This is a genomic window from Streptomyces sp. NPDC014891, from assembly GCF_043081085.1.
GTDB lineage: Bacteria > Actinomycetota > Actinomycetes > Streptomycetales > Streptomycetaceae > Streptomyces.
Genome location: NZ_JBIBWF010000004.1, coordinates 765,712 through 787,332, shown reverse-complemented (window position 1 = coordinate 787,332; position 21,621 = coordinate 765,712). Strand labels below are relative to the sequence as shown.

Below are 21,621 nucleotides of genomic sequence, written 5' to 3'. Positions count from 1 at the left end.
TAAATTCTTTAACTGGCATTAATTTCATTTCGGCTGCGCAAACCAGCCCCGGGGGGCCGCTTCCGGGACCCTTGACTTGGGGGGGGGCCCCCGGTGGGGGGGGGGGGGGGGCCCGGGGCGCCGGGGGCCGCACCGCTCGCGGCCGTCAGGGCGTCACGGGGACGTTCGTCAGGCCGCTGCGGGCGTTCGTCACCGTGTTGGACGCGTGCACGGCGTTCGGGGCGGTCGCGCACTTCGACGTCGAGGTGATCTTCACGGCGTAGGCGCCCACCCCGCCGAGGTCGGAGCGGTTGCCGCGCCACACGTTGCCGCAGCCGTTCGGGAACGACGGGGTCGTCGACGGGTTGTGGGTCTCGTACCCGTTGGCGAACGTCCCCGGCCGGGTGAACGTCCCGGTGTTGCCCTCGATCAGATAGCCCACCCCCTTGGCGTCGACCCACGAGTCGGCCGAGTTGGCGCCGCTGATCCCCGTCCCGTCGAAGGTGTTCCCGCGGATCACCCCGTCGAAGGTGCCCTCCTTGACGTCGATGTGCTCGGCGGCGACCGCCGGTCCGATCCTGTTGTCCAGCACCTGGACCCGGTCCGAGCGGTCCACGCCTCCCTCGTTGCCGTGGCAGGCCCAGTTGGAGCCGGCCGAGCCGATGTAGACCCCCTCGCCGTACCCGGCCTGGACCAGGCCGGTGTGGGTGATCGTGGAGTTCCGGAGGACGCCGTCGGCCGAGGAGCGCCGGAAGTGCACCGCCTCCTCGTCGACGTGGTGGACGGAGAGGCCGTCGATCGTCACGTGGTGGGAGTCGTCCAGGACGACGCCCTTCTTGGACTCCTTCACCGTGAAACCGGTCAGCCTCCAGTACGGCGCGCCGTACAGCCACAGCCCGTAGCCCGAGTCCCAGCCGCTCGTCGGAGCCGGGCAGGATGGCGCCGTGCCCGACGGGCCGTCGTTGACGAGGACGGCCTCCGGCGGGCCGGTGAGTGTGATCGGCGCGGCGGCCGTCCCCGGCCGTGTCGTCACGAACGAGCCGCGGTACTCGCCGGCGGCCAGCCTGATGGTCAGACCCGGCTGCGCGTCGGCCAGGGCGCCGCGCAGCTGTGCGGCCGTGGACACGTCGACGACCGGACCGGCGGCGCCGTCCGGGGCGGCCGCGGTGGCGGCCCGGTCCTCGGCGGAGGCGGTGCCGCCGGTCAGGCCGGTGAGGCCGGCCAGGGCCGTGGCGAGGGCCACGGCGACCGTCAGGGGGCGGCTCGTGCGGGGGGTGCGGTCTTCCGGTGCGGGGCGTGCCTGAGGTGCGTACGACATCCGACGTCCTCTGGGTGAGTGCTGCGCGAGGGCAGCGGTGGGGGCTCGCATCGATGTCCAGACGATGGTCAGGAAGCATTCCTGACCATTGCGCGGGACAGTAGGGAGGGCCGACGGGCCGCGCAAGACCTCGTCCACGATCCGAGCACCTGATCAGAGTTCAGATACATGGCTGGGAACGGTCGTTGCAACCGGTTCGGGTGAATTCCGTGCCCTCCGCACGGCGTTCCGCGGACCGGCACGCGCGGGGCGCCCCGCGCCCGTACCGTGGGTCCGTGGGCGGCCCGGGTGCCGTCCCCAGGAACCGACGAGCAGGAGCCCCCGCACCGTGATCGCCCGCGCATCCCGCCCCCTCCGCAGCGCGCGAAGGCGCCGGCACCGCCTCGCGGCCCTGACCCTGGCCGGCCTCCTCGCCGCCGTGACGGGCTGCACCGCGGCGGCGGAGGGCGGGGGCGCCGACTACGCCCCCTCCTCCCCGCCGCCCTCCGCCGGCCGAGCGGTCGTCCCGCCCGAGCCCCATGTCGGGTTCGACTACCAGATCGGCGGCCCCTACCCGCCGCCCGCCGGGGTCGGCGCCGTCTCCCGCGACCGTACGGCGAAGCCCGCACGGGGGCTGTACAACATCTGCTACGTCAACGCCTTCCAGGCCCAGCCGGACGCCACCGCCTGGTGGGAGGAGAACCACCCCGACCTGCTCCTCCGGGACGCCGGGGGAGCGCCGGTCGTCGACCAGGACTGGGACGAGGCCCTCTTCGACGTCTCCGTGCCCGCCAAGCGCGAGCGCCTCGCCGCGATCGTCGGCGGATGGATCGACGGGTGCGCCGCCGCCGGCTACCAGGCCGTCGAGGCGGACAACCTCGACTCCCACGCACGCTCCCGGGGTCTCCTCACGCCCGAACACGACCTCGCCTTCGCGCGGTTGCTCATCGGCCGCGCGCACGCGGCCGGGCTCGCCATCGGCCAGAAGAACGCCTCCGAGCTCGCCCGGCGCGGACGGGCGCTCGGCTTCGACTTCGCGGTCGCCGAGGAGTGCGGCCAGTACGACGAGTGCGGCGCCTACGCGACCGCCTTCGACCACCGGGTGCTCGTCATCGAGTACCGGCCCGAGGGCCTGGCCCGGGCCTGTGCGACCTGGGGCGGGACGCTCTCCGTGGTCCTGCGCGACACAGACGTCCGACCCGCGGGCGCACCGGGGTACGTCCGCCGGACCTGCTGACGGCGGCGGTCGGGCGGCGGACCTCCGGCGCGCGCTCGTGTGGTGACGCCCCGGCAGGCGGCCGACCGGTGGCGCCCCGAGAGGGGAACGGGTCCTTCCCGCACGCGGGAAGGACCCGTTCGCGTCGCGCCCGTCCCCAAGAACATGAGAATTGTTCACTTTCCATTGACAGGGCGGACCCACGGCCCCGAAAGTGCCGTGAGCAACCCGCACGCCGCCGATCGAAGCGAGTCCACATGACAGCGCCCGTACCCGAGTTCCCGGCCGGCTTCCTCTGGGGAGTGTCCGCCTCCGCCTTCCAGATCGAGGGCTCGCTCACGGCCGACGGCCGCGGCCCGTCCAGCTGGGACGCGTTCACCGGGGAACAGGGCCGGATCAAGGACGGCTCGCGGGCCGACGTGGCCACCGACCACTACCGCCGCTACCGCGAGGACGTCGCGCTGATGGCCGAACTCGGCGTCGGTGCCTACCGGTTCTCGATCTCCTGGTCGCGCGTCCTGCCCGACGGCCGAGGCCCGGTCAACGTCAGGGGCCTGGACTTCTACGACCGGCTGGTCGACGAGCTGTGCGCCGCCGGGATCACCCCGGCCCCCACCCTCTTCCACTGGGACACCCCGCTGGCCCTGGAGAAGCAGGGCGGCTGGCTGAACCGCGACACCGCCGAGCGGTTCGCCGCGTACGCCTCGGTCGTCGCCGAGCGGCTCGCCGACCGCGTGCCCCTGTGGATCACCGTCAACGAACCGGCCGAGGTGACCCTCCTCGGCTACGGCATCGGCGAGCACGCCCCCGGACGGCGCCTGGTCTTCGACGCGCTGCCCGCGGCCCACCACCAACTCCTCGCCCACGGACTGGCGGTCCAGGCCCTGCGCGCCGCCGGGGCCCGCAGCATCGGGATCGCCGCCTCCCACAGCCCCGTCTGGACCGCCGGCGACAGCGACGAGGACCGGGCGGCCGCGGAGCTGTACGACACCCTCACGAACCGCCTCTTCGCGGACCCGATCCTCACCGGCTCCTACCCCGCCGGCCTGGACTCCCTCCTCCCCGGCCCGGTCGCGGAGGACCTGAAGACGATCTCGGCCCCCCTCGACTGGTACGGCGTCAACTACTACAACCCGATGCTCGTCGGCGCTCCGGGGCAGGCCGCCGACCCCTCCGCCGGGGAGGAGACCGCCGGCCCCGCCGGCGCCTCGTTCGGCGGCATCGAGATCCCGCCCGACCTCCCCTTCGACATCCGGCAGATCGAGGGACGCGAACTCACCGACTTCGGCTGGCCGGTGGTCCCGGACGGCCTGCGCGAGCTGCTGGCCACCCTGCGCGAGCGCTACGGCGACCGGCTGCCGCCCCTCTACATCACCGAGAACGGCTGCTCGTACGCCGACGGGCCCGACCCCGAGACGGGCCGGATCGACGACGCCCGCCGGATCGCCTACCACGACGGCCACGTCCGCGCCCTGCACCGGGCGATGGAGGAGGGCGCCGACGTCCGCGGCTACTTCATCTGGTCGATCCTCGACAACTTCGAATGGGCGGAGGGCTTCCGGCAGCGCTTCGGGCTGGTCCACGTCGACTACGAGACGCTCGTCAGGACCCCCAAGCGGTCCTTCGCCTGGTACCGCGACCTGATCAGGAGCGCCGGATGACCACCGAGGGGACGGCGGCGGAGGGAACCGCCGCCGGACCCGCCGCCGAGCCGGCCACCCCGGCCGGAGGGCGCTGGGTGGGCGCGCTCTCCCTCGCCAACCTCGGCGTCTGGGTCGGCTGGTTCGGCCCGCTGCAACTGCTGCTGGCCCGTCAGGCGGAGCACCTCACGCCCGACCACAAGGCATCGACCCTCGCCCTGGTGACCGGCGTCGGAGCGGCGGTGTCGATGATCGCGAACCCCGTCTTCGGGGCCCTCTCCGACCGGACGACGGCCGCCGTGGGCCGGCGCGTCCCCTGGGTGGCCGGCGGAGTGGCCGGCGGCGCGGCCGGGCTCCTCCTCCTCGCCTCGGCGCGGAGCGTCACGACCGTGATCGCCGGCTGGTGCCTGGTCCAGCTCGCCCTCAACGCGGCCTTCGCCGCGCTCACCGCGGCCGTCCCCGACCAGGTGCCTCCACGGCAGCGCGGTCTGGTCGGGGGCTGGCTCGGGGTCTCCCAGGTCGTCGGCATCCTGGTGGGCACGGCACTGGCCACGCTCGCGGGCGGAGTCGGCGGCGGCTACCTGGCCTGCGCGGTCTTCACGGTGCTCGCGGCCGTTCCGTACGTCGTGATGCGCCGTGACACCGTGCTCTCCCCGGCCGACCGTCCGCCCTTCCGGTGGCGGTCGTTCCTCACGGGCTTCTGGATCGACCCGCGCCGCCATCCCGACTTCGGCTGGGCCTGGCTCACCCGGTTCCTGATGAACCTGTCGTACTCCATCAGCACGATGTACCTGCTCTACTACCTGACCGACGCCGTGCACTACAGCGGGAACGCGGACAACGGCGTCCTCGTCCTCACGGCGCTCAACGCGCTCACCCTGCTCTCCACGGTCGTGGTCAGCGGCATCCGCTCGGACCGCAGCGGACTGCGGAAGCCGTACGTGATCGGCTCCGGCCTGGTCATCGCGGCGGCCACCCTGCTGCTCGCCGTCTGGCAGACGTGGACGGGCGCCGTCGTCGCCTCGCTGGTGCTCGGCCTCGGCTTCGGCGTCTACACGGCCGTGGACTTCGCCCTGCTCACCGACGTGCTCCCGGCGGCCGAGGACCGGGGCAAGGACCTGGGCGTCATCAACATCGCCAACGCGCTTCCGCAGGTCCTCGCCCCCGTCGTCGCGGCGCCGGTCGTGACCCGGCTGGGCGGCTACACGGCGCTGTACGCCCTCGCGGGCGCCCTGGCCCTCGCGGGATCGGTGCTCGTGCGCCGGATCCGGTCGGTCCCCTGAGACGGGGGCGCTCCGGGCGGTCCCGGGCCGCCCGGAGCGCGGCGCCTCAGACCTCCGGCAGGGAGGGGTCGGGCGTCCAGGGCTTCGGCGCGGTCACGGCCCAGCGCTCGTGGTCGCGCCAGCCGCCGTCGATGTAGAGGTAGTCCGGCGACAGCCCCTCGTAACGGAAGCCCAGCCGCCGCACCACGGCCAGCGACGGTTCGTTCCCCGGCTGGATGTTGGCCTCCAGCCGGTGCAGCCGCAGCTCGCCGAAGGCGTACTCCAGGACGGCGGCGAGCCCCTCGGCCATGTAGCCCCGCCCCGCGGACGGCGCGAAGGCCGCGTAGCCGAGGGAGGCACCCTGGTACCGGCCCCGGATGATCGAGTTGATGTTGACCATGCCGGCGGCCTCGCCGGTCTCCCGGACCCGGATCAGCAGGCCCAGGTTGGCGCCCCCCTCGAAGCGGCGCATCCAGGTCCGGAACGCCTCGGCCGTGGAGGGCAGCTGCATCCACGGCCCGTGGAGCTCGGCGCTGGCGCGGACGAGCGCGCAGAACTCGTCCTGGTCGGTGAGGTCGAGCGGGTGCAGGGCGACCCGTGGCGAAGGGGAGATCATGCGGTCACGCTAGTCCCTGCCGTCACGGAGCCCGGCGCCCCCCTCGTTCAGCGGAACCGGTGCTCCGCCCGGAACGGACCGAGCCCCTCCCGCGCCGCGGCGCGGGCCGCGCGCCGGACATCCGCCGTGGTGGCGGGGGCACCGGCCGCTGCCCTCCCGGGACGCCCTCCGGGACGCGCCCCGAGCCCGAGAGGAATCGGCGCAGAACCGGCCCCGCCCCCGGTATACGCTCGCGGGAGAGGGCCCGGTCACGACGGCCGGACACGACGGGGGGCTCGCCTTGGAACGCCTGGCCGAAGGGGACCGGCCCGCGCCCGCGGTGCTGCCCCCGCCGATCCGCTCCGTGCTCCTCCCGGTGGCGACCGCCGCCGCGCTCCTCGTCCTCGCGCTCGGGCTCCGGTACGCGGACGCCGCCCGGCCCGGCCGGCTCGACGTGCGCATCCTGGCCGCGGTCGAGGGCACGGGGACGAGAACCCGCCACCTCGCCCTCGCCGTCGACTTCCTGGGCGAACCGCTCGGCGCGGCGGCCCTGATCGCCGCGGTCGTCGCGGGCTGCCTGCTGCTCCGCCGCCCGCGCGCGGCGGTGCTCGTCGTCACCGGCGTCGGCGCCGCCGTGGTGGCGACGCGCGTGCTCAAGCACCTCGTGGGACGCACCATCAACGGCGACGGGAACCTCTCCTACCCGAGCGGGCACACCGCCTTCCTCACCGCTCTCGCCCTCGTCGCGGTGCTCCTCGCGACCGGCCGCTCCGGCCTCGGCAGGGCGGCCGGGACCACCCTGGTGCTCCTCGCGGCCCTGGCCGCGGGCGCCGCCATGGGCTGGGCCCAGATCGTCCTGAGCGCGCACTACCCGACAGACACCCTCGGAGGCTGGTTCACCGCCCTCGCGGTGGTACCGGCGACCGCCTGGACCGTCGACCGGGTCGCGGACTCCGCCCGGCACAGGCGCTCCGGACCGCACCCCGGGTGACCTCGCGTCACCTCGCGCCGGGCGTCACCTCACGTCCGGCGCCTCCTCACACCGTGCGCCGGAAGACGGGCTTCACCGGCCGGCCCCCCAGCCACGGCGTGGGATCCCCGGCGTCCAGCGCCTTCCGGTAGACCGCGCAGGCCTGCGCCACCACCTCGACCGTGCGGTCGACGTCGGCCTCGTCGAGGGCGCTGCTCACCACGAACGACGGTGCCAGGATCCCGCCCGCGAGGAGCCGGCGCAGGAACAGCGTCCGGTACTCCTGCGACGGCCTGCCCTCCGCGTCGAGCGTCCCGAAGACCAGATTGCTGGCCCGCCCCCGGACGACGACGTGGTCCGCGACACCCATGCCCGCCGCGGCCTGCCGCACGCCCGCGGCCAACCGCTCGCCCAGGGCGTGCAGACGGGCGGTCACGCCCTCCTCCACGTACGTGGTCTGCACGGCCGCCGCGGCGGCCAGCGCGTGCGTCTCCGCGCCGTGCGTGGTCGACAGCAGGAACACCCGGTCGCCCGAGTGCCGCAGTCCGCCCCACTCCATCAGCTCGCGGCGCCCGGCGAGCGCGGAGACGGCGAAGCCGTTCCCCAGCGCCTTGCCGAACGTCGAGAGGTCGGGGACGACCCCGTACAGACCCTGCGCGCCCGCCTCCGACCAGCGCAGACCGGTGATCATCTCGTCGAAGACCAGCACGCAGCCGTGCCGGTCGGCCAGTTCGCGCAGGCCGGCGAGGTACCCGGGCGGCGGCTCGGTGTGCCCCGCCGGTTCGAGGATCAGACAGGCGACCTCGCCGCGGTACCGGTCGAGCAGCTCCTCCGTCGCGGCCAGGTCCCCGTACGGGAACGCCACGGTGAGCTCGGTGGTCGCCGCCGGGATGCCGGCGTTCATCGGCGTGGTGCCGATGAACCAGTCGTCCACCGAGAAGAACGGGTGGTCGCCGCAGACCGCCACCCTCGGCCGGCCCGTCACCGCGCGGGCCAGACGGACCGCCGCGGTGGTGACGTCCGAGCCGTTCTTCGCGAACTTGACCATCTCGGCGGTCGGCACCGTGGCCAGGAAGCGCTCCGCCGCCTCGACCTCCACGATGGACGGCCGGACGAAGTTGCCGCCGCGGTCGATCTCCCGGCGGACCGCCTCGACGACCCGCGGATGGGCGTGCCCGAGGCTCACCGACCGCAGGCCGGAGCCGTACTCGATGTAGCGCTTGCCGTCGACGTCCCAGACGTGGGCGCCGCGGCCGTGGCTGATGACCGGGGCCAGGTCCTCGGGATACTGGTCGTCGCCCTTGGCGTAGGTGTGCGCGCCGCCGGGGATCAGGGCGTGCAGCCGCGCGTTCGCCTCGCGCGACCGCGGCAGGGCGAACTCCTCGGTCTCCTGTGTCACTTCCGTCTCCATGCGGGTCACTCTCCGGGGCTCGGGCGCTGCTGCTCCAGGACCTCGGCGAGGCTCGGCGCCTCGCGGTCCCGGGGGGACACCGACACGGGCGGCAGCGGCCACGGGATGGCCAGGTCCGGGTCGTCGAAGGCGATCGTCACGTCCTCGGCCGGGTCGTGGGGCCGGTCGATCCGGTACGAGGTGTCCGCCGTCGCGGACAGCGCCTGGAAGCCGTGGGCGCACCCCGCCGGGATGTAGAGGGTCTTCTGCGTCTCGCCGGAGAGCTCGAAGAAGGCACGGCTGCGGTAGGTCGGCGAACCCGGCCGCAGGTCCACCACGACGTCGAAGATCCTGCCGTACGAGCACCGCACCAGCTTGGCCTCGCCGGCGCCGGAGCGCAGGTGCATGCCGCGCAGCACGCCCCGGACCGAGCGGGACACGCTGTCCTGCACGAAGGCGTCCGGGTCGAGGCCCACCGAGCGGACGACGTCGGCGTCGAACGTACGGCAGAAGAAGCCGCGTTCGTCGGCGTACGGCGTCGGTTCGAACAGGTGGGCGCCGTCGATCTCCGGGACGGGGATCGCTTTCATGGGGTCTCCCGCGGTGCGTGGGGGTGGGCGTGTGCGTGTGTGTGGGCCGGGGCGTCGGCCCGGCCGGTTCCGGGGAACACGGCCGCGGTCAGGGCGGTGAACTGCTCGTCGAGGTGCCGGCCGACGGACAGGTTCCGCTCGGCGAGGGTCTGCCGCAGCTCCGCCGCGTGCCTCTCCAGCTCCCGGAACCGGTCGAGCAGCCGGTCTGCGTCGGCCTCCCGCGCCGGATGGCGGTACGCGCCGAGGCCCATGAGCTCCATCAGGGCGTCGCTCTTCGCCGCGTAGCTCAGCGCGAGGGTCGGCACGCCGACCCGCAGCGCGCAGACCAGGTTGTGATAGCGCGTCGCCACCACCGCGTCGGCGGTGGCCATCTCCTTCATCAGATCGTCGAGCGAGGCCGTCTCGGCGGCCGTGACCAGCGGCGAGTCCACCGCGTCGAGGATCGCCGCGACCACCGTCGCGTCGACCGCGTCGCCGGTCAGCAGCCTCACCGGTCTGCCGTCCTCGACCAGGGCGCGCACGAAGCGGGTCGTCCCGTCCAGATAGCGCCGGTGGATCTCCTCGGCACGGTCGCGGTCGTCGTCACCGCCGTGGAAGTCCATGACGCCGACGCACACCGGACCCGGGGCCCCCGAGGGCGCCCCGGACGACGGCGCCGGCAGCGCGAAGGCGAGGTCCGGGTGGACCGGATCGCCCGCGGTGTCCACGCCCATCTCCCGCAGGGCGTCGCGGGACTGCGTGTCGCGGTACGAGCGGTACGCGGCGAGCCGCGCCGACCAGCGCACCAGCGTCCGCGTCGCCCGGTTGCCGACCGGCCCGGCGCCGACGCCGACCAGCGCGACCCGGGTGCCGAAGAGCCGGCCGGACGCGCAGAGCAGGAACAGGGCGTACGGGAAGCCCCACGGCCGCAGCGGCAGCGTGGCCTCCAGGACGCCCATGCCCGGCACGATCACCACGTCGTGGCGGCGCACCCACGCGGCGGTGCGGACCGCGTCGACGAGCTTGCCGAGCCCCTTGCCCGCCACCGCGCCCGCCCGGGACGCGGTCCGGTACTCCCCGCGGTACCAGTGCAGCCGGGTCGCGGGAAGCCCGTGGCGGAGCCGGACGACCTCGGGTCCGCCGCACATCGCGTCGACGACCGCGTCCCCGTGGTCGCGCCGGAGGTACCCGAGGACGGCCTCCATCGACCCGTCGTTGCCGAGGTTGCCGGAGCCGAGCAGGCCGAAGAGGCCCACCCGCACCGGAGGCCCGGCCGGGGTCCTCACGTCCGCCCGCCCTCGCGGCCGGCCACGATGTCGTCGAGGGAGACGGCGAGCCGGTCCGGGTCGACCGGGGTCCGGTCCTCGACCCGCTCCCCGGCGCCCGGCCGGGCCCGGCTGGCCGCCCACGACACGAGGTGGCCGTAGCAGGCGCGCCGGTCGGCCGGCGTCAGCGGCGCCCGCCGGATCGCCGCGACGAAGCCCCAGACGTACTCGGCGAGCAGCCGGGGCGTCGGATGCAGCAGGCCCGCCCGGCGGGGGTCCAGGTTGACGCAGCGGGAGCGCTTCGAGGGGTTCGCCCGCTCCGCGCGGGTGGGGTGGTCCCGGCGGAAGTACAGCAGCTCCGGCACCTGGTGGAACGGACCGTGCAGGCCGATCTCGGAGACGAACGTGCGGTCCGCGTGGTGGTAGCTGTCGTGCGGCCTGACCCGGCGCAGCACGTCGGCCCGCATCACCCCGTAGAAGTCGTCCCCGCCGGGTTCGAACAGCATGCTGCGGAAGCGCTCCGGAGCACGCGGCGAGGCGGTCGCGAGGGTGTAGTCGTACGGGACCTTCACCCGGCCGTCGCCGTCGATGACGGCCTGGTCGGCGTGGGCGAGGATCACCTCCGGCCGCTCGTCCAGCGCGTCCACGCAGCGCCGCAGCAGGTCCCGGGCGTACAGGTCGTCGTGCGAGGCCCACTTGAACAGCTCGCCGCGGCACTGGGTGAACACGTAGTTGTGGTTCGGCGCGGCGCCGATGTTCCGGGTCAGCCGGATGTACCGGATGCGCGAGTCCCGTGCCGCGTACTTCCGGCAGATGTCCCGGGTGCCGTCGGTCGAGGCGTTGTCCGAGATGACCAGCTCGAAGTCCTCGAAGGTCTGGCCGAGCAGGGCGTCGAGGGCCTCGGCGAGGTACTCCTCGCCGTTGTACACGGGCAGCCCGATGCCGAGCCGGGGTGGGGCGGTCATGGTGTCCTCACTTCGGGAAGGGGTTTCTGGTGGTGCTCACGCAGGGCGGACCGCAGCTCCAGCCACCACACGGCCGAGCTGCCGAGGGTCGCGACGGCCACGCCCCAGGCCGAGCCGACCGTCCCGGCCGCGAGCGCGCCGCCGAGTCCGCCGCCGACGTAGAGGGTCGAGGCGATCAGCTGGCAGCGCAGGCTCCGCCGGGCCGCGGCCAGGGCCCGCAGCCCGGCGGCCGCGCCGGTGCCGAGGCCGGCGGCCGCGACACCGAGGGTGGCCGGCACGATCAGGGCGGCGGCGGCCTGCCAGACGTCGCCGAGGACGAACGCGCCGAGCCGGTCCGGCACGAGGAGCAGCGCCGCGCCCCACAGCAGGGCGGCCGCGGCCTGTCCGCCGCCCAGCAGGAAGCAGAACGCGCGCAGCCGGTGCGGGGCCTGCCGCAGCACCCGTGCCGCCTCGGCGACGGTCACCAGCGACAGGCCCATCAGGACGGCGAGGAACGGACCGAGGAGGAGCTCGGCGCCCCGCACCACCCCGACCGCGCCGACGCCGACGATCGCGCCGAGCCCGTACGCCCGCAGCTGGCCCGCGCCGCTGACGCCGACGTTCTCGACGAGGTAGCGGTACCCGAGGTCGCGCTGCTCGCGGATCCACGGGCGCGCCCCCGCCGGCCGGGGCCGGATGCCGGACTGGAGACGGCCGTAGCCGGCGGCCACCGCGGCGGCCGCCCCCCAGGCCAGGACGAAGGCGGCGACGCTGCCCACCCGGGCGGCCGCGACCATGGCCGGCACCAGGGCGGCGCCCATCACGAGGTCGTTGACGAACGCCTTGCGCCCGGCGCCGGCGGCGAAGAAGGAGAACCGCCAGGCGTCCTGGAGCAGCAGCCCCGGCAGCACGACGCCGAGGCAGGCGAAGGCGTGGCCCACGGGACCGCCGAAGCCGAGCCCGAGGGCCAGGCACACCGCGCCGACGGCGACGCCGACGCCGAGGGCGGTCCCCGACGACCGGGCCACCGCCCCCCGCCAGGACTCCTCCGGCACCCCGCTGAACCGGACCATGAGCGGGTCGGTGGCCAGCCCCCGGGAGACCCCCAGCACGACGCCGAAGGTCACCCAGGCCAGGCTGAACACGCCGAACGCCTCCAGTCCGAGCGAGCGTGCCACGTAGATGCCCACCACGAAGTTGGTCGCGCTGGACGCCGCCTGGTCGGCGAGCCCCCAGGACAGCCGGCCGGCCATGCCCCGCCGCACGGGCGGCCGGGCGGGTCCCGCCGGCTCCGCGGTCGCCGTCTCCCTCTCGGTGCTCGTCACGTCACGCCTTGACCAGTCCGGCGGCCGCCAGGGCGTCGGCCGCGCCGGCGACCGAGTCGAACGGCAGCCCCGACCGCTCGGCGACGTCCAGCAGGCCGTGCTCGCCGTCGGACATGCTGAGCACCCAGAGCATGGCCATCTGCGCCTGCTGGGCGTCGCTGCGCCCGCCGAGCGAGTCGTACAGTCCGCGACGGCCCAGCTGGGGCTCGCCGTGCGGACTGAGATTGACGTACCGCCGGTTGCGGTCGAGCACGGCGAACGCCTCGCGGCACACGGCGAGGGTGTCCTCCATCGCCTCCGGGGAGACGAAGTCCGGGTTGTCCGCCGAGGTGTGGTACTCGGGGTACCCGGCGTACGGGGTCCGGCTCAGGGAGCCCACGCCGAGGTCGAACCCGGGGGAGCAGTACTGCCGCTCGTCGTAGCCGTACGGCGTGAACTCCTTGATCAGGTGCGGCCGTTCGGAGGCGTTCAGGACGTGCGCCATCACCCGGTCGATCTCCGCGTCGCCCCGCCTGCTCCGCTTGTACGTCAGCCGGCCCGGATCGCCGGCGCAGGCCAGCACCAGCCCGTGCCTGACCCGGTCGATCCGTTCCGCGTTGCGGGCCAGCCAGGTGATCGCCCCGATGGTGCCGGGCGCGAAGATGAACCGGTACGTGTAGTACGGCGTCTCCTCGGCCAGCGCCCTCGCCAGGAAGGTGGCCACCGCGACGCCGGCCAGGTTGTCGTTGGCCAGCGACGGATGGCAGACGTGGCAGGAGACGATCACCTCCTCGGCGACCCGGCCGGGCACCACGTGCTCGGCGTAGGTCAGGTGCCCGTCCTCCAGCGTGGAGTCGACGCGGACCTCGTAGTCGCCGTCCGGCAGCGCGTCCAGGGTCTCCTGCGCCAGGCAGAACCCCCACTCCGGCTTGTAGTAGCTCGTGCGGTACGGCACCCAGGTCGGATGCTCCGGCAGGGTGTGCAGGTGCGCCCGCAGTTCGGAGAGCGGCATGGTGCGCGCCACGGGCACGCTGTAGCCGAGCACGTGCAGGCTGGACGCGGCGAAGTCCACGACCCGGTGGCCCGCGGAGTCGGCGACGTACGCGTCCCGGATGTTCCACTCCTGCGGGACCGTCCAGTCGAGGACCTGCGTCCCGGTCGGCACCTCGTGGACCTCCAGCGGCAGGTACTCCCCGACGATGTCCAGGGTGGCGCGCACCCCGTCGCCGGTGATGCTCCGGCAGAGCGGGTACAGCCGCTCCACCAGAGCGTGCATCCGCTCGCCGGCCGAGGCCGCGGGACCCGGGGCGGACGCGGTCACCGGCGCCACCGCAGGGTGTCGTCGACCGCGCCCGACTCCGACGCCGAGCGCAGCACCGCGAGCCGGGTGAACCGACGCTCGAAGTCCTCCTGCGTCAGCCCGAACGCGCGGTAGGCGTCCGCGAGTTCCAGGGCGCCCCGCTTCACGGTCCACTCGCAGTCGAAGCCGGGCAGCGCCGCCCGGAACCGGGAGAAGTCCACCCGGTACGACCGCGGGTCCGCGCCCGTCTCGCCCGTGATCACCACCTTGGAGCCGTCCACCGCCTCGGCGACCTGCCCGGCGATCTCGGCGACCGTGACGTTGTTGACCTCGCTGCCGATGTTGAAGGCCCGGTCGTGCACCGCCTCCCGCGGCGCGGCCAGCGCCGCGGTGAAGGCCCGGGCGATGTCGGCCGCGTGCACCAGCGGACGCCAGGGCGTGCCGTCTGACATCACCAGGACCTCGCCGGTCAGCAGCGCGTGGCCCACCAGGTTGTTCAGCACGATGTCGGCGCGCAGCCGCGGCGAGAAGCCGAACGCGGTGGCGTTGCGCATGTACACGGGGGCGAAGTCGCCGTCGGCGAGCTCGTGCAGGTCGTCCTCCACCCGCACCTTGGACTCCGCGTACGGCGTCACCGGGCGCAGCGGGGCGTCCTCCGCCACCAGCTCGTCACCGCCGGCGGCCCCGTAGACCGAGCAGGTGGACGCGTACAGGAACCGCCCGACGCCGGCGTCCCTGGCCAGCCGGGCGAGCCGCACGGAGGCGTGGTGGTTGATGTCGTACGTGAGGTCCGGGGCCAGCGACCCCAGCGGGTCGTTGGAGAGCGCGGCCAGATGGATCACGGCGTCCACCCCGGCCACGTGCTCGGCCGTGACGTCCCGCAGGTCCACCCGGTGCCCGGACGGGTCGGCGGGCGACGGGCCCAGCACGCAGTCCGCGAACAGGCCGGAGTCCAGCCCGACGACCTCGTGCCCGGCGGCCGCGAGGACCGGGGCCATCACGGTGCCCAGGTAGCCCTGGTGTCCGGTCAGCAGTACGCGCAAGGTTCATTCCCCCAGGTCGAGAGTGAGTTTGGTGACGGCGAACGCCTCGGCGTAGCGCGCCTGGCATTCGATGCCGCGGATCCGGGCCAGGCCCAGGAAGGCCTCCCGGTCGTACCAGGGACGGTGCCGCTGCGAGGGGTAGTGCTCCTGCAGCAGCCGGACCTTCTCCTCGGCCACCTCCGGCGCCAGCGGCTGGTACGCCGACGGACGGCCGAGGTCGCCGTCCCACTTGACGATCTCGTAGCCGAGCACGAGATGGTCGCGGAACGCGGTGGGGAGCAGCCGCGCCAGACCGCGGTGGTCCTGGTGCGCGTCGTCGGTCCGCGGCGCGAGGATCAGGTCCGGGTCCGTCCGCGCCCGCAGCTCCTCGACGGCGGACTTGGCCTCCTCCCAGTGCGCGGGCAGCCGGCCGTCCGGCAGCTTGAGCACCGTCAGCCGCAGATCGGCGTCCGGGCAGAACGCGGCGAGCGCGGCCCGCTCCTCCTCCTCGCGCTCGCCTCCGCCGCCGGACAGCACCAGCGCGTCGACCCGCAGACCCGGCCGCGCGCGGCACAGGGTCAGCAGCGTGCCGCCGGCGCCGATGGCGATGTCGTCGCAGTGCGCCCCCACCGCGGCGATCCGGTCGACGGACCGGGCCCCGAGCCGGATCACGCGGTCCCCACCGGCGCACCCGAGCCGGCCCGGTCCCGCTCCCACACGGCCCACGGGCGGTCGCCCCGCGTGTAGGCGGCGTCGAGGGCGGCCCGCTCCTTCACGGTGTCGGTCGGCTTCCAGAACCCGCGGTGCCGGTAGGCCAGCAGCCGTCCCCGCTTGGCCAGTCCGCCACAGCCGTCGGCGACCAGGTCACCGTCCTCCGGAATGTGGTCGAAGACCTCCTGGCGGAGCACGAAGTAGCCGCCGTTCTCCCACAGCGGCATGTCGCTCACCGCCGTGATCCCGCCCACCAGTCCGTCCTCGCCCAGGTCCACGCAGTGGAACGAGGACTGCGGCGGCACCACCATCATCGACGCGCCCGCGTCGCGCCGGGCGAACCGGTCGATCATCTCCGGCAGCGGGGCGTCGGTGAGCACGTCGGCGTAGTTGGCGAGGAACATCTCGTCGCCGTCCAGGTGGTGCCGCACCCGGCGCAGCCGCTCCCCGATCGGGGACTCGATGCCGGTCTGCGCGAACGTGATGGTCCAGTCGGCTATGTCGGTGGACAGCAGCTCCGTCCGGCCGCCCCGCAGCACGAAGTCGTTGGACGTCGTCTCCTCGTAGTTGAGGAAGAAGTCCTTGATGTGGTGGGCCCCGTAGCCCAGGCACAGGATGAACTCCTTGTGCCCGAAGGACGCGTAGTAGCGCATGACGTGCCAGATCAGCGGACGCGGGCCGACCATCGCCATCGGCTTGGGGATGTCGTCGGAGGCTCCGCTGCGCATCCGCAGCCCGTAACCGCCGCAGAACAGGACGACCTTCATCGCTTCACCTCGACGATGCTCAGTTCCGGGATGGGGAAGACCAGACGGCCGCCCCAGGCGTGCACGAAGGACAGCTGCTCGACCAGCTCGTCCCGCAGGTTCCACGGGAGGACGAGGACGTAGTCCGGCCGGTCGGCGGCGATCTGCTCGGGCGGCAGGATCGGGATCCGGGTGCCCGGGGTGTACCGGCCGTGCTTGTAGGGGTTGCGGTCGACCGTGTACGGGAGCAGGTCGGGGCGGATGCCGCAGTGGTTGAGCAGGGTGTTGCCCTTGCCCGGGGCGCCGTACCCGACGACCGTCTCGCCGCGCTCCGCCACGCCGATCAGGAACCGCAGCAGGTCCCGGCGGACCTTCGCCACGCGCGCCGAGAACTCGGTGTACCCGGACAGCTCGCGCAGTCCGGCGGACTTCTCCCGGTCGAGCACCTCGGCCACCCGCCGGCTCGGCTCGCCGGCCACCCCGGCCGGCCGGGCCCACAGCCGGATCGAGCCGCCGTGCGTGGGCAGCAGTTCGACGTCCACCAGGGTGAGACCGCCGCTCTCCAGCGCCCGGGCCGCGGACGCGACCGTGTAGTACTGGAAGTGCTCGTGGTAGATCGTGTCGTACTGGTTCTCCTCGATCAGGGTCAGCAGGTGCTGCACCTCGATCGAGACCCAGCCGTCGTCGGCCACCAGCGCGCGCAGGCCCTCGGTGAACCCGACCACGTCGGGGATGTGCGCGTACACGTTGTTCGCGACGACCAGGTCCGCCGGGCCGTGCTCGGCGCGGACCGCCGCACCCGTCTCCGGGCTCAGGAACGCCGTGAGCGTGGGCACGCCCGCGTCCCGCGCCGCGGCACCGACGTTCACCGACGGCTCGACGCCCAGGCAGCGGATCCCCCGGTCCACCACGTGCTTGAGCAGGTACCCGTCGTTGCTCGCCACCTCGACCACGAAGGAGTCGGGGCCGAGCCCCACCCGCCCCGCCGCGTCCGCGACGAACGTCCGCGCGTGCTCCACCCAGGAGGAGGAGAACGACGAGAAGTACGCGTACTCGCTGAACGTCTCCTCCGGCGTGATCAGCGGCGGTATCTGGGCCAGCCAGCACCCGGTGCAGACCCGCAGGTGCAGCGGGTACGCGGGTTCCGGCAGGTCCAGGGCGTCCGCCGCGAGAAAGCTCTCGCACGGCGGGGTCGCCCCCAGGTCGACGACGCTGGTCAACGCCGCCGAGCCGCAGAGTCGGCATCGTGTCATCTACTTCCCCCCATCTCCGCCCGCGCGGGAGCCCCGCGACGAGCCGGCTTCTTCGTTCCCCACCGGCGGCGGGGCGTCCCCGCCGCCCGACCGCCCCGCGATCGCGGTGCGGTACTCCTCCTCCAGGCGCGCGAGCCCGACGGCGGGGCTGAACCCCCGCTCGTACCGGCGCCGGGCCGCCCGGCCCATCTCCCGGTTGCGCCCCGCGTCCTCCGCGACCGCCCGCAGGCGGGCCGCGAGCGACGACGGGTCGCCCGGCCGGTGCAGCACGCCGGTCACCCCGTCCTCGACGAGCTCCACGAAGGCGCCGTGCGCGGCGGCCACGGCCGGCACCCCGGCCGCCATCGCCTCCGCGACCACCAGGCCGAAGGTCTCCATGGCCAGCGAGGGCGCCACCACGGCCACCGACCGCGCGACGGCCCGCCGGCACTCCGCCGGGTCCCACAGACCCGCGTACCGGACGTCGTCCCGGCCCGCCGCCCAGGCGGTCACCTCGCGCTCCAGCGGCCCGGCCCCGGCGATCACCAGCGGCACGCCGATCCCGCCCGCCGCGGCGAGCTCGTCCCACGCGGCCATCAGCAACCGGATGCCCTTCGCCTCCGCGAGACGGCCGAGGAAGAGCAGCTGCTCGCCCTCGCCGGTCCGCTGGACACCCGGGTCCGGCACGAAGTTGTGCTTCACCGCCAGCCGTTCGGACGGCATGCCCGAGCGGACCAGCACGTCGCGCTGCGCCGACGAGATGCAGAAGAACCGCTCCACACCGGACCACCACCGGCGCCGGTTGACCGCCAGGCCGACCGCGAGCGGAACCGTCGCGAGCCGGGAGTCCCGGTAGCAGCCGTGCCGCACGGCGGGCAGCGAGGCCGCCGACCCCACGCACTCGGTGCACTGCCGGCCGGCGCGGTGCAGCGTGCCCGGCGGGCAGACCTGGGTGTAGTTGTGCAGCGTCGCGACGACGGGCACGCGGGCGTCCGCGCAGGCCGCGAGCACCGAGGGCGACAGCAGCGGGAACACGTTGTGGACGTGCACCACGTCCGGCCGGTCGGCGCGCAGCCGGGCGGTCAGCTCCGTACGCGTCGCCGGGTTCCACGGCACCAGCAGCGGCACCGCCACCTTGCCCAGCAGCGAGCGGGCGGCGATGTCGTCGCTGCGCCGCTCGAACATGTCGACCCGGTGGCCGGCCGCGCGCAGCAGCCCCACCTCCTCGTCGACGACCCTGTTCTCCCCGCTCGGCTGCGCCGAGGAGTAGCGGTTGTGGACCACAAGGACATGCATGCTCAGGTCACCTCCTGGCCCGCAGCGGGCCGCGCCGGCGGGGAATGTCGTACGTCGGAAGGGTCGGGGCCGCGGCGGGTGCCGCGAGGAGCGAGGCCGCGAGGGCCAGGTGCAGCAGATAGGCCGAGGCGTCGCCCAGGCCGACCTCGGTGTACGAGGAGATCCCGCAGTACCCGATCAGGAAGATCGCGCAGGCCCTCGGGAGCGACGGCGGCCGCAGCAGCGCGACACCGCCGAGCACCAGGACCATCGCCGCCACGAGCGTCACGCCGAGCAGGCCCTGCTCGTCGTAGACCGCCAGCCAGCTGTTGTCGATCGGCAGCCCGTCGAAGGACTTGTCGCCGAGCCCGGTGCCGAACACCCTCTCCCCGAGGGTCCGGGGCTCCGCGAGGAGCGCGTCCCAGACCTTGGCGCGACCGGTGAGGTTGGCGAAGTTCTCCTGGCTCTGCCCGCGCAGGAACCACGCCCGCAGCGCGGAGCTGAACACCACCGCCGCCACCGTCGCGCAGAACACCGCCCAGGCGAAGAACCGGCGGGCGGCGCCGCTGGTCAGGAAGAGCGAGCCGATCGCCAGCACCAGCCCGATCAGCAGGCCGAGGGTGGCCGTCCTGGTATGGGTCATCGCGAGCAGCACGAAGGACGGCACGATGACCACCGCGGCACCGGCGCCGGTCGTCCGGCGGCCCAGCAGGAGCAGCACGGCGAGCCCGATCACCACGGCCGCGTACTGCCCGATCTGCGGCGGGGTGAGCGGCCACAGCGCGCCGACCAGCCGCCCGCCGTAGTACTCCGGCATGGCCGTGCCGGGGGAGACCGCCAGGCCCGCGGCCACCAGCACCAGGACCGCGAAGTACATCCGGACGTGGTACCGCACGAACGTCAGACTCCCGTCCCACCACCGGCTGAGCAGCCACAGCGTCCCCACGAACAGGGCGAGCCGGGCGCACCGGAACAGGGCGCCGTAGGCGGCCTCCTGCTGCACGCTGCCGATCAGGCTCGGCACGAGCAGCAGCGTGAGCAGGAACACGAAGGCGCTGGGCCGGATCCGCAGCCGCGGATTGAGCGCCAGGGCCAGCGTGAACGCCGCGACCAGCGCGCCCATGGTGGCCATCTGGATGAGGGAGCGGGGGATCGCCACGACGGTCTTCGCCCCGGCCGAGCCGAGCGTGTTCAGCCCCAGCAGCGCCCAGACGACGCCGACCGCCTTGGGCGTGCCGCCGCCCGGCCGGGGCACCGGGGCCCGCGCGCCCGCCTCCGTCCGCTCCCCGTCCCTCAGGTCCTCGTGCACGTCAACCACCGGCCCCGGGGGCGAAGCTGCTGCCCGCGTCCTGCCGGTACGGCGCGTCCCGCCACTGCGCGGGACGCAGGACCCGGCCCGGGGCGCCGGCGAGGAAGGACCACGGCCCGCGGTAGACGTTTCCGTGCCAGCGGTTCCCCTGGCGGTGGGTGATCGCCTCGGCCACCCGCCGGCCCCGGTACGGGGACCAGTCCGGCGAGCCACCCTCGTTCGCGAACACCGCCATGCGGGCGCACTCCGCGCCGCACCCGACGGCGGCCGGGTCGAGGGCGAAGAGGTTGCCGTGGACGTCGACCCGCTGCGTCTTCCACCGGCAGTCGCCGTACAGCGGGGCGCTCGCGATCGCGGGCGGTGCGCAGCGCCGGGTGTCCTTCACCAGCAGGGTGCACGAACCGGTGGAGGTGTTCGCCGGGCTGTTGCAGAACCGGTCGGCGTTCTCCCACAGGGTGATCCCGTTCCAGTTGTCCTCCAGCACGTTCCCGTGGATCTCGATGCGGTCCGTGCGGGCCGGGATCCGCGGCTCGCCGCCGGACTCGGAGACGTAGACGGTCGCGTACGGGAAGTCGTCGCCGTCCTCGGCGTAGGCCCGTCCCTCGACCCGGTTGTTCCCCCTGATGGTGTTGTTCCGGATGACCGCGTTGTAACTGGTCTCGTACATCAGCGCGGCACCGTCGTTGGACTCCAGCAGGTTGTCCTCGAAGAGGAAGTCGTTGTTGTTGTTGTCCGCCCACAGCCCGGTGCCCCGGTTGCCGTGGACCCAGTTCCCGCGGACGTCGGCGCCGTCGACCGCCCAGAACTTGACGCCGCCGGTGCAGCCGCAGCCCGGCTGCCGCCGCTCCCAGTCGTCGGTGTTGTTGCCGGTGATCTCGTTGCCCTCGACCACGAGACCGCGGATCGAGTTCCCGGTCTTGTACGCGTTCATGCCGTACTGGCCGTTGCCGCGCAGACAGCTGGCCCCGAGCCGCTGCCGGGCGCCCGCCATCAGCCCGGCACCGGAGTTGTGCTGGATCGTCGTGTGCTCGATCACCCACCCGTCGGCCATGTCGTGGTTGACGACTCCCTCGTTGTGCGGAGCGACGAAGTGCTCCACGGTCAGATGGCGGACGGTGACGCCGGGGGCGGTCCCGCCGAACGCGTACTGGTTGACCTTCCGGCCGTCCAGCACCGCCCCCGGGGCGCCGAGGTAGCGGTTCCCCTCCTTGGCGATCACCTGGGCGTAGGCGTCGGGCTCCAGCCGGTGCCGGCCGGGGCGGAGCCAGAACGTGGTGTGCGGCGGGTTCTGCTCGGTCTTCGCCGCGAGGTCGCCGACGACGGCCGGATCGACCGTCACCGCGCCCGCGGGAGCCTTCACCGGGCCCGCGGCCGTCCGGTCGCAGACCCGGGCGGGAGCGGCGGCGGCCCCACGGGCCGCGGGCGGCGCGGCGGAGGCGGGGGAGCGGTGGGCGGGGGACGCCGCGGACGCCCCCGGCGCCGCGGACGGACCGCCCGGCGCCGGCGGCGTGCCCGTGCAGCCGGTCGCCACCAGCGCGACCAGCGTCAGCGGGACCACCGCCCGCGCCCCGTACCGCCCCCCGATCCCCACGCGC

19 protein-coding genes are annotated in these 21,621 nt (G+C 74.0%); 4 read left to right on the top strand and 15 right to left on the bottom strand.

The genetic code is table 11. From position 1 onward, the window contains the following. Positions 1-145: 145 nt before the first annotated feature. Positions 146-1,297 carry a right-handed parallel beta-helix repeat-containing protein gene (locus ACF09E_RS15330; protein WP_392205637.1) on the bottom strand — a complete coding sequence of 384 codons (1,152 nt, stop codon included), beginning with the start codon at positions 1,295-1,297 and terminating at the stop codon, positions 146-148. A gap of 328 nt (positions 1,298-1,625) precedes the next feature. Between ACF09E_RS15330 and ACF09E_RS15325 the strand changes: the two genes are divergently transcribed. The 3 genes from ACF09E_RS15325 (at position 1,626) to ACF09E_RS15315 (ending at position 5,415) form a co-directional block, all read left to right on the top strand. Further along, positions 1,626-2,513, top strand: coding sequence for an endo alpha-1,4 polygalactosaminidase (locus tag ACF09E_RS15325; protein WP_392205636.1), 888 nt, complete (start codon positions 1,626-1,628; stop codon positions 2,511-2,513). Positions 2,514-2,749: 236 nt separating this feature from the next. After that, positions 2,750-4,153: a glycoside hydrolase family 1 protein gene (locus tag ACF09E_RS15320; protein WP_392205635.1), complete on the top strand. Its 1,404-nt coding sequence runs from the start codon at positions 2,750-2,752 to the stop codon at positions 4,151-4,153. Continuing rightward, the gene (locus ACF09E_RS15315; RefSeq protein ID WP_392205634.1) at positions 4,150-5,415 is read left to right on the top strand and encodes an MFS transporter; all 1,266 of its coding nucleotides are present in this window, start codon (positions 4,150-4,152) and stop codon (positions 5,413-5,415) included. Before ACF09E_RS15320 ends, ACF09E_RS15315 begins: the two co-directional genes overlap by 4 nt. A 46-nt stretch (positions 5,416-5,461) precedes the next feature. Here the strand turns inward: ACF09E_RS15315 and ACF09E_RS15310 are convergent, their stop codons facing one another. Then, positions 5,462-6,010 (bottom strand): GNAT family N-acetyltransferase, encoded by a 549-nt coding sequence (locus ACF09E_RS15310; RefSeq protein ID WP_392205633.1) that lies wholly within the window; start codon positions 6,008-6,010, stop codon positions 5,462-5,464. Positions 6,011-6,290: 280 nt separating this feature from the next. On the opposite strand from ACF09E_RS15310, the gene ACF09E_RS15305 reads away from it, so the two are divergent. Further along, positions 6,291-6,980 carry a phosphatase PAP2 family protein gene (locus ACF09E_RS15305; RefSeq protein ID WP_392205632.1) on the top strand — a complete coding sequence of 230 codons (690 nt, stop codon included), beginning with the start codon at positions 6,291-6,293 and terminating at the stop codon, positions 6,978-6,980. 46 nt (positions 6,981-7,026) lie between these two features. Here the strand turns inward: ACF09E_RS15305 and ACF09E_RS15300 are convergent, their stop codons facing one another. The 13 genes from ACF09E_RS15300 to ACF09E_RS15240 form a co-directional block, all read right to left on the bottom strand. Beyond that, a complete protein-coding gene (locus ACF09E_RS15300; protein ID WP_392205631.1) occupies positions 7,027-8,370 on the bottom strand; it encodes a glutamate-1-semialdehyde 2,1-aminomutase in 1,344 nt (447 codons plus the stop codon). A 5-nt stretch (positions 8,371-8,375) separates the two neighbouring features. Further along, positions 8,376-8,939 carry a dTDP-4-dehydrorhamnose 3,5-epimerase family protein gene (locus tag ACF09E_RS15295; protein WP_392205630.1) on the bottom strand — a complete coding sequence of 188 codons (564 nt, stop codon included), beginning with the start codon at positions 8,937-8,939 and terminating at the stop codon, positions 8,376-8,378. After that, positions 8,936-10,123 (bottom strand): polysaccharide pyruvyl transferase family protein, encoded by a 1,188-nt coding sequence (locus tag ACF09E_RS15290; protein ID WP_392205665.1) that lies wholly within the window; start codon positions 10,121-10,123, stop codon positions 8,936-8,938. Before ACF09E_RS15290 ends, ACF09E_RS15295 begins: the two co-directional genes overlap by 4 nt. Positions 10,124-10,200: 77 nt before the next feature. Beyond that, entirely contained in the window at positions 10,201-11,148 is a 948-nt protein-coding gene (locus ACF09E_RS15285) for a glycosyltransferase family 2 protein (RefSeq protein WP_392205629.1), read from the bottom strand. Next, on the bottom strand, positions 11,145-12,452 hold the full coding sequence (locus tag ACF09E_RS15280) for a hypothetical protein (RefSeq protein ID WP_392205628.1): 1,308 nt from the start codon (positions 12,450-12,452) through the stop codon (positions 11,145-11,147). Before ACF09E_RS15280 ends, ACF09E_RS15285 begins: the two co-directional genes overlap by 4 nt. A 1-nt stretch (position 12,453) precedes the next feature. Then, the gene (locus tag ACF09E_RS15275) at positions 12,454-13,707 is read right to left on the bottom strand and encodes a DUF4910 domain-containing protein (protein WP_392205664.1); all 1,254 of its coding nucleotides are present in this window, start codon (positions 13,705-13,707) and stop codon (positions 12,454-12,456) included. A 41-nt stretch (positions 13,708-13,748) separates the two neighbouring features. Beyond that, complete coding sequence (locus tag ACF09E_RS15270) at positions 13,749-14,774, bottom strand: NAD-dependent epimerase/dehydratase family protein (RefSeq protein WP_392205627.1); 1,026 nt, start codon at positions 14,772-14,774, stop codon at positions 13,749-13,751. Between the two features lie 3 nt (positions 14,775-14,777). Continuing rightward, positions 14,778-15,425, bottom strand: a complete 648-nt coding sequence (locus tag ACF09E_RS15265; protein ID WP_392205626.1) for a PIG-L deacetylase family protein — start codon at positions 15,423-15,425, stop codon at positions 14,778-14,780. Then, a complete protein-coding gene (locus ACF09E_RS15260; RefSeq protein WP_392205625.1) occupies positions 15,422-16,231 on the bottom strand; it encodes a glucose-1-phosphate cytidylyltransferase in 810 nt (269 codons plus the stop codon). The genes ACF09E_RS15265 and ACF09E_RS15260 overlap by 4 nt, the downstream gene beginning before the upstream one ends. Beyond that, positions 16,228-17,463, bottom strand: a complete 1,236-nt coding sequence (locus ACF09E_RS15255; RefSeq protein WP_392205624.1) for a class I SAM-dependent methyltransferase — start codon at positions 17,461-17,463, stop codon at positions 16,228-16,230. The genes ACF09E_RS15260 and ACF09E_RS15255 overlap by 4 nt, the downstream gene beginning before the upstream one ends. After that, positions 17,464-18,738 (bottom strand): glycosyltransferase family 4 protein, encoded by a 1,275-nt coding sequence (locus ACF09E_RS15250; RefSeq protein WP_392205623.1) that lies wholly within the window; start codon positions 18,736-18,738, stop codon positions 17,464-17,466. Positions 18,739-18,745: 7 nt separating this feature from the next. Further along, entirely contained in the window at positions 18,746-19,972 is a 1,227-nt protein-coding gene (locus ACF09E_RS15245) for an O-antigen ligase domain-containing protein (protein WP_392205663.1), read from the bottom strand. Positions 19,973-20,027: 55 nt separating this feature from the next. Beyond that, positions 20,028-21,617: a right-handed parallel beta-helix repeat-containing protein gene (locus ACF09E_RS15240; protein ID WP_392205622.1), complete on the bottom strand. Its 1,590-nt coding sequence runs from the start codon at positions 21,615-21,617 to the stop codon at positions 20,028-20,030. Between the last annotated feature and the right edge of the window lie 4 nt (positions 21,618-21,621).

Excerpts from the sequence above, each read along its gene's own strand:
- ACF09E_RS15320 (WP_392205635.1), top strand. The coding sequence starts at position 2,750 with ATGACAGCGCCCGTACCCGAGTTCCCGGCCGGCTTCCTCTGGGGAGTG.
- ACF09E_RS15300 (WP_392205631.1), bottom strand. The coding sequence starts at position 8,370 with ATGGAGACGGAAGTGACACAGGAGACCGAGGAGTTCGCCCTGCCGCGG.
- ACF09E_RS15290 (WP_392205665.1), bottom strand. The coding sequence starts at position 10,123 with ATGGAGGCCGTCCTCGGGTACCTCCGGCGCGACCACGGGGACGCGGTC.
- ACF09E_RS15260 (WP_392205625.1), bottom strand. The coding sequence starts at position 16,231 with ATGAAGGTCGTCCTGTTCTGCGGCGGTTACGGGCTGCGGATGCGCAGC.
- ACF09E_RS15295 (WP_392205630.1), bottom strand. The coding sequence starts at position 8,939 with ATGAAAGCGATCCCCGTCCCGGAGATCGACGGCGCCCACCTGTTCGAA.
- ACF09E_RS15275 (WP_392205664.1), bottom strand. The coding sequence starts at position 13,707 with ATGCACGCTCTGGTGGAGCGGCTGTACCCGCTCTGCCGGAGCATCACC.
- ACF09E_RS15310 (WP_392205633.1), bottom strand. The coding sequence starts at position 6,010 with ATGATCTCCCCTTCGCCACGGGTCGCCCTGCACCCGCTCGACCTCACC.
- ACF09E_RS15330 (WP_392205637.1), bottom strand. The coding sequence starts at position 1,297 with ATGTCGTACGCACCTCAGGCACGCCCCGCACCGGAAGACCGCACCCCC.
- ACF09E_RS15315 (WP_392205634.1), top strand. The coding sequence starts at position 4,150 with ATGACCACCGAGGGGACGGCGGCGGAGGGAACCGCCGCCGGACCCGCC.
- ACF09E_RS15285 (WP_392205629.1), bottom strand. The coding sequence starts at position 11,148 with ATGACCGCCCCACCCCGGCTCGGCATCGGGCTGCCCGTGTACAACGGC.
- ACF09E_RS15255 (WP_392205624.1), bottom strand. The coding sequence starts at position 17,463 with ATGACACGATGCCGACTCTGCGGCTCGGCGGCGTTGACCAGCGTCGTC.
- ACF09E_RS15250 (WP_392205623.1), bottom strand. The coding sequence starts at position 18,738 with ATGCATGTCCTTGTGGTCCACAACCGCTACTCCTCGGCGCAGCCGAGC.